We start from the raw sequence: 6520 nt of genomic DNA, 5'->3' as shown, positions 1-6520 counted from the left end.
TCCAGAGCACTGAGGCTCCCTACGGACTGCGAGGTCAAAAATAGCTCGTACACGTATTTCTTCAGCCGTTTGCCGATCCGCGCTTGGTGCAATTTCTCCGGCGTTCGCACCGCAACTATCCGCATTGGCGTGGCGTAGCCTCGTTTCATTGCCTCCACATACCCCAGGTCTATGAGTTGGCTGAAACTATTGCTGCTTATCTCTTGCCATTCCCAAGCTGCTGCCGTCTCTAGCCGCTGGGCAATCCCTGGCTCTTTCAACAGGTGATAGTCCCGGCAGCGCAAGATATACCCTAACCCCGCTTGCTGCACCACACTTACCAGGCTTGCCGTCCCATACAAACCATCCAGCCGCACTAAGCCATGCGCTATATTCAAGCCCTGCTGTTTCAAGTAGCGTCCGATCACCCGGCACGCCTGCGCCAGTTCACCTTTCGCATCCCCATTCCCGGCTCCCCCATACGTTCCCAGCCACTCGCTCGTTTGTGCCACCGCTATAGTCGTTCGCGTCCGGCTCACTTCCCCCCGCTTCCGTCCTTTGTACCCCGGTGCACAGGCTCGCTCACTCCGTCGCTGCACTGGCGGATAATTGCTCCGATCTGATTCCACTGCCCGCTGTCGCGCTGCACTCACGGTCCCATCCACGTCGAACACCATGTAGTGATCTTCAACGCGATCAAACATCCCCACTCCCTGCATCACTCGCACTCCGTTCCGACCTAAATCTGCCTCGAATAACTCTCGCAGTCGTCCTACCGCTTCTGGGGTTACTGCTGCTAAAAATCGACTCAGACTCGATCCCGATGGACAATGCGATCGTCCCCATACGCTCATGAGCACCTCCTTTACAGGTGCCAGGGATTGGAAGAAATTTGCCAGCGTCTTCTCTCCGCTGATCGCATACGCATTCAGCAACAGCACAAAATCTACTACCTCGTACCGTCCCATCCGTCCCCGTACCACCCGCACTTCTTCTTCCAGGTAGCCGACCAACCCGCTCTCTATCCAGTACTGTCCCAACAACACTGCCTCCCCAAACCAATTCGGTACTCGCAACCGCTCTTCTTCCCGAACCTCTAGCTCGACCCCGCTCCGCTTTTGTCCCAGTACGGCGATCCCCATCTCTACCTACTCCAGTCGATCAACCCGGCGATCCAAATTATCCGTCCGAACAATCCCTCAATTCCGCTCCACACAGCACTTCTAGAGCGATCCGGCTATCCTCGTTGCACATCTCGTGGGGATACGAAAAAGAATTTGAAACTCGACAAGCAGCAAAGCCATCCGAAACCACAACTTGAGTAAAAGCGCGAATACTGCCAAACTTATCCATCGTCTAAATATTGTAGCCATATTGGAGACAATCTGTATATGAAATAGCATATTGTCTTTTTATTGAATCCAATCCATAATAGCAGTGTGACTAAAACAAATTGCTCCACCCTTTCGGAGACACACAAGATGATTACGATTCGACCCGCTCAAGAACGAGGAACTGCAAACTTTGGTTGGCTCGATAGTCGTCACACCTTCTCTTTCGGCGAGTATTACGATCCCAACCACATGGGATTTGCCGATTTGCGCGTCATCAATGAAGATAAAGTAACCCCTGGTCAAGGCTTTGGTACTCACGGACACCGGGATATGGAAATCATTTCCTACGTCCTCGAAGGCGCGTTAGAACACAAAGACAGCATCGGCACAGGCTCGATCATTCGTCCGGGAGATGTGCAGCGGATGTCGGCGGGAACGGGCATTCAACACAGCGAATACAATGCCTCGAAAACAGAGCCAGTCCACTTTCTGCAAATCTGGATTTTGCCAGAGCAAAAAGGAATTGAACCGGGTTACGAGCAGAAAACCTTCACTGAGGCAGACAAGCGCGGTAGATTGTGCCTCGTCGGTTCCCAAGATGGTCGAGACGGCTCGATCACCATTCATCAAGACGTTAACCTTTATGCCGCCGCTCTAAATCAAAGTGAAAAGGTCAATCACACCTTTGCTAACGGGCGAACTGCCTGGTTGCAAGTGGTGCGAGGTTCAGTGCAGTTGAACGAGCAAACGCTCACTGCTGGCGATGGAGTTGCGATCGCCAACGAAGCTGCCATTACGCTGCAAGGAACTGTCAACGATACCGAAGTGCTGCTCTTCGACATGGCGGCATAGTCAATACCGTTAGGCGATCGCCTACAGAAAGAAGTGCCATGAAGCTGTTCTATATGCCCGGAGCTTGTTCACTTGCCCCTCACATCGTTTTGGAATGGATTGGCAAGCCGTTTGAGTTGGGTCGAGTTGAGCGAGGTAAAACTCGTGAACCAGACTTTCTCGCCGTGAATCCAGTCGGTAAAGTGCCTGCTCTGATTGAGGAGGATGGTCGGATCTTGACTGAGGCAGAAGCAATTTTGCTCTACCTTGCTGAGAAGTTTCCCGACGAGCATCTGGGGGCGAGTCCAACGCTAGAAGCACGGTATGAAATGCACAAGTGGATGTCTTACCTCACCGGAGACGTGCATCCCGCCTTCTACCCTTACTTCGTGCCACAGCGCTACATCACGGATGAGCATCACTATCACGCGATTCGAGAAGCAGCTTACAAACAGATTGATGCTTGTTTTCAACTGCTCGATCGCCACATGAGCGATCGCACCTACATGGTAGAAGATCGCCGCACAATTCTGGATGCCTACCTGTTCGTCTTCTGTCGTTGGGGCAACACCCTACCAAAACTCTTCACTGACTATGCCAATTTGCATCGTTTCCTAACCCAAATGGCAAACGATGCAGGTGTACAGCGAGCAATGCAGGCACAGAATATCAGCCTTTAAATCAGTCAAAAATGACTTGATTGACTAGAGAACTCGCGAGTCGATTCTCTTTAAACCACAGCCTTTGTCTCCGCTTATATGACAAAGAGTATGACTGGGAAGATCACCTCTTGCCCCAAGTTCATGCTGCAACGAATCGATTCACCCTAACTTAGGAGAACCCCATGACCGTTCACAGCCTGCTAACGCCAGAAAACTCCACCATCATTTTCATCGACCATCAGCCGCAAATGACGTTTGGTGTGGCAAGCATCGATCGCCAAACGCTAATCAACAACACGGTGGGTTTAGCGAAAGCCGCCAAAGTGTTCAATGTACCCACCATTTTGACGACGGTTGAAACCCAAAGCTTCAGCGGCTATATGTGGCCGCAACTGCTGGAACTCTTCCCAGATCAAACGCCGATCGAACGCACCAGCATGAACTCTTGGGAAGACACCAAATTTGTCGCCGAAGTCGAGCGCATTGGTCGCAAAAAATTGGTGATCGCAGCGCTCTGGACAGAAGTTTGTCTGGTCTTTCCTGCCATTCAAGCCCTCGAAGCGGGTTATGAAGTCTACTTCGTTGTGGATGCCTCTGGCGGTACCAGTCAAATCGCGCACGACATGGCAGTGCAGCGGTTAATTCAAGCGGGAGCCGTTCCTGTGACGTGGCAACAAGTGCTGCTGGAATACCAGCGCGATTGGGCACGCAAGGAAACCTACGATGCCGTGATTGAGATCGTCAAGGAACACTCAGGCGCATACGGTGTGGGCGTGGAGTATGCCTACACGATGGTACATGGTGCACCTCCCAGCAATGCAAAAGCAACTGCTTTGACTCATGCGTAATTGATTGTTGGTGTTGTCTCCGCTGAGTGGGCGATCGTCCTTTGCAACTTAGCGGAGACCAATATTTCAATTTGATGAAGATGACCTGTTCAGCCCGTTGAACCTAAGGAGAATCTCATGAAGAACAAGTTTACTGTTGAGAATGCAGCAATGCTGTTGATTGATCATCAGCAGGGCACGATCAAACTGGCTCGCAACTTGCCCCGCGAGGAGATTGTGCAAAATACTCGCGCGTTGGCTCGTGTGGCAGTTGAAAGTGGAATGTCACTGGTGTTAACCAGCAGCATGGAAGATCATTTTCAGGGTTTGCTGCTCGATGACCTACAGGAAATCGCACCCGAAGCCTACAGCAAGCGCATTAAACGTCCCGGTGTGGTGGACTGCTGGGAATACGATGAGTACAGAAATGCAGTAATCGCCACAGGTAAGAAAAAGCTGATTATGGCAGGGTTGACGAACGACGTTTGCATCGTCTATCCCGCCATCAGCGCGATCGAAGATGGATTTGAAGTACAGGTTGTCGTAGATGCAGGCGGCTCACCGACGGCGATCGCAGACGAAACTGCCCTCCGGCGCATGGAAAAGCATGGGGTTACACTGACCTCAACCAATCAGGTGATGGCAGAACTTGCCAATTCCTGGTCAGAAGGAGTCGGGCAGACGATTCAAACCATCATGTACCAGGAAATCCTGTCCAAGTTTCTGGAAGCGTAAGGATAATTGCCATGACAAACATCCTGGTAGTTTACACCTCAACGCTGGGGAATACGCACAAGATGGCTGAGGCTGTTGCCGACGGGGCGCGATCGATCGCAGCAACGAGTGTGATTCTGCGCGAGGCAACAGCAGCAACCAAAGAAGAAGTTCGCGCCTGTGATGCGCTGCTGCTCGGTACGCCTGTGCGTCACCGCTCCGCTGATGCACGAGTGAAGCAGTTCATTGAAAACACGATTGAGGTGCTGTGGCTGACTGATGAGTTAGTTGGCAAAGTTGGCGGCGTATTTTCGGTGGGCGGTGGCTATGGCAATGCCGGAGCGGGCGTCGAAATTACGCAGCTAGGACTGCTTGCGGCAATGGCAGGGGCAGGCATGATCATCGTGCCGCTGCCCAAGACTACGCCCGGAGCAGGCGTGGCTGGTAGTCACTGGGGCGCTCATGGCAGAAGCGGCGGTCCCAATATGGAGCCGATTGGCATCACCGCTGAGATGCTCCAGTGTGCCTACCATCACGGGGCTAACGTGGCGCGAGTGGCAGTGGCGTTACAGGGTAAAGACTTGATGGCACGGGGCAATCAGGCACCGTCTCTGGAGTTGATTGCCCTGTTTTCAGGAACTCAAACTGCGTGAATGACAAACTGTACTTGCTCTTTACCAGGAGCAATTCTTCCCATAACTCATCTTCTTCACATTGATGCCAATCCACAAGGCGATCGTTCCGTTTCACGCACCTTATCAAAAGAGTTCATCACTTTTGGCTTCATTGGCATCACCGAGATTGACTTCATTCACGCCGATAGTCTGGTCTTGGAAAATGAGGCTCGCAATTTGGCGATCGCCAATGCTCAAGCGGCTCTAAAGAATGCAATTGCTCACTGATAGATTGCGAACAGCAAAAAATAGCAAAGGTCGAACCTCATGTTAGATGAACCCTTAGCGATCGGCGCAGATGAAGACAATCATCAGGTAACAGCCGTAATCTCTCATATCGTCCGACCCGGACGGGAGCAAGGCTATGAAGAATGGTTTCGGGGCATCGCCGCAGATGCGCGAACATTCAAAGGGCATTTAGGAGTCAGCGCGATTCGACCCCGCGACCATGCTCATCCTGAATATGTGGTGATTCTCAAATTCGATCACTACAACAACCTCAAAACCTGGCTAGAGTCTGAGGTGCGGCAAGAATGGATCGAGCGATTGCAGCCCTTAATTGAAAAGCCAGAAGCAATTCAGACCCTAACTGGACTAGAAACCTGGTTTAGCCTGCCTAACCAACCCCTCAAATCTCCGCCTCGCTACAAAATGGCACTGGTGACATGGTTAGGCGTTTTCGTTACCCTTGCAGTTCTCAGTCGCTTGCTGTCACCGATTCTATCTGGTTTACCTATCTTGCTCAACCAATCGATTACGACTGGGCTAGTGGTTTTAGTTCTTACTTATTTAGTGATGCCGCGCTTGACAAAATTGTTTAAGAAGTGGCTTTATCCAACTCACTAATTGACCCAACCACTAGACAAGCTGTAGCTCTTTCCCTTTCCCCTTTAAATATGACTTACTGAGGGTCGCAATCATATCTGACGGCTCTCGATCGTCGCGTCGAAATTCCCTCAAGTTTGCCGCAGCAGCAGGGGTTGTGTCGTAAAAACTGTTTAAGGACAACCAATCGGTAACGTTTGCATTCCCTTAAGCAGCAATTCCAAAGATCGCTTCGATAAATCTGACTTGAGATACAATATCCCCTTGTACGATGCCCTTGACTTTTCCTTTTCTGATAATATTCATCGCTTCGATTCCGCTCAATGTTCTTCTTGCACTGTTGAACGTCCTAAATCCCATCATCGGTTTCATAATCCGCTTGATGTTTCGATGATCCTGCTCAATTACGTTATTCAGATATTTGCTCTGCCGTAATTCGGTCTCCTGATCGATCATCTCATCCTCTTTCAATGTCTCGATCGCGACGGGATAAGCCGCATTTTTATCAACGGTAATGACCCGTGGAGCATGAGTGTGCTGACCTTTCAGGACTTTGCGAAGGAATCGTGCCGCTGCCTTGCTATCTCGCTTTGCGCTCAGTAGAAAGTCCAGCGTATTGCCCTCTGAGTCAACCGCTCGGTACAAATACTTCCATACGCCCTTGACTTTGATAT

Annotated in this window: 8 protein-coding genes and 1 pseudogene; 7 read left to right on the top strand and 2 right to left on the bottom strand. The window is 51.0% G+C overall.

Annotation, left to right across the window (positions count from 1 at the left end):
• Positions 1–1121: pseudogene (locus NDI45_RS30460) on the bottom strand (hypothetical protein); the annotation flags it as partial.
• 339 nt (positions 1122–1460) lie between these two features.
• Here NDI45_RS30460 and NDI45_RS30455 point away from each other — a divergent pair.
• From NDI45_RS30455 to NDI45_RS30425, 7 genes are all read left to right on the top strand, one after another.
• Complete coding sequence (locus tag NDI45_RS30455; protein ID WP_348250029.1) at positions 1461–2165, top strand: pirin family protein; 705 nt, start codon at positions 1461–1463, stop codon at positions 2163–2165.
• A 38-nt stretch (positions 2166–2203) separates the two neighbouring features.
• Positions 2204–2824, top strand: a complete 621-nt coding sequence (locus tag NDI45_RS30450; RefSeq protein ID WP_348250028.1) for a glutathione S-transferase N-terminal domain-containing protein — start codon at positions 2204–2206, stop codon at positions 2822–2824.
• A 164-nt stretch (positions 2825–2988) separates the two neighbouring features.
• On the top strand, positions 2989–3654 hold the full coding sequence (locus NDI45_RS30445) for a hydrolase (RefSeq protein ID WP_348250027.1): 666 nt from the start codon (positions 2989–2991) through the stop codon (positions 3652–3654).
• Between the two features lie 117 nt (positions 3655–3771).
• Complete coding sequence (locus NDI45_RS30440) at positions 3772–4368, top strand: isochorismatase family protein (protein WP_348250026.1); 597 nt, start codon at positions 3772–3774, stop codon at positions 4366–4368.
• Positions 4369–4379: 11 nt separating this feature from the next.
• Positions 4380–5000, top strand: a complete 621-nt coding sequence (locus NDI45_RS30435; RefSeq protein ID WP_348250025.1) for a flavodoxin domain-containing protein — start codon at positions 4380–4382, stop codon at positions 4998–5000.
• Complete coding sequence (locus NDI45_RS30430; protein ID WP_348250024.1) at positions 5001–5249, top strand: hypothetical protein; 249 nt, start codon at positions 5001–5003, stop codon at positions 5247–5249.
• 39 nt (positions 5250–5288) lie between these two features.
• Complete coding sequence (locus NDI45_RS30425) at positions 5289–5867, top strand: antibiotic biosynthesis monooxygenase (RefSeq protein ID WP_190790503.1); 579 nt, start codon at positions 5289–5291, stop codon at positions 5865–5867.
• Between the two features lie 186 nt (positions 5868–6053).
• Here the strand turns inward: NDI45_RS30425 and NDI45_RS30420 are convergent.
• Positions 6054–6520 (bottom strand): IS6 family transposase (locus NDI45_RS30420; protein ID WP_348250023.1); only part of this gene is annotated, 467 nt, incomplete at its 5' end.

The sequence above is a fragment of the Leptolyngbya sp. GB1-A1 genome (genome assembly GCF_039962475.1).
Classification (GTDB): Bacteria; Cyanobacteriota; Cyanobacteriia; order Elainellales; family Elainellaceae; genus Leptolyngbya_A.
Note: the sequence above shows the minus strand (reverse complement) of the source record. Positions and strands in the feature narration are given on the sequence as shown.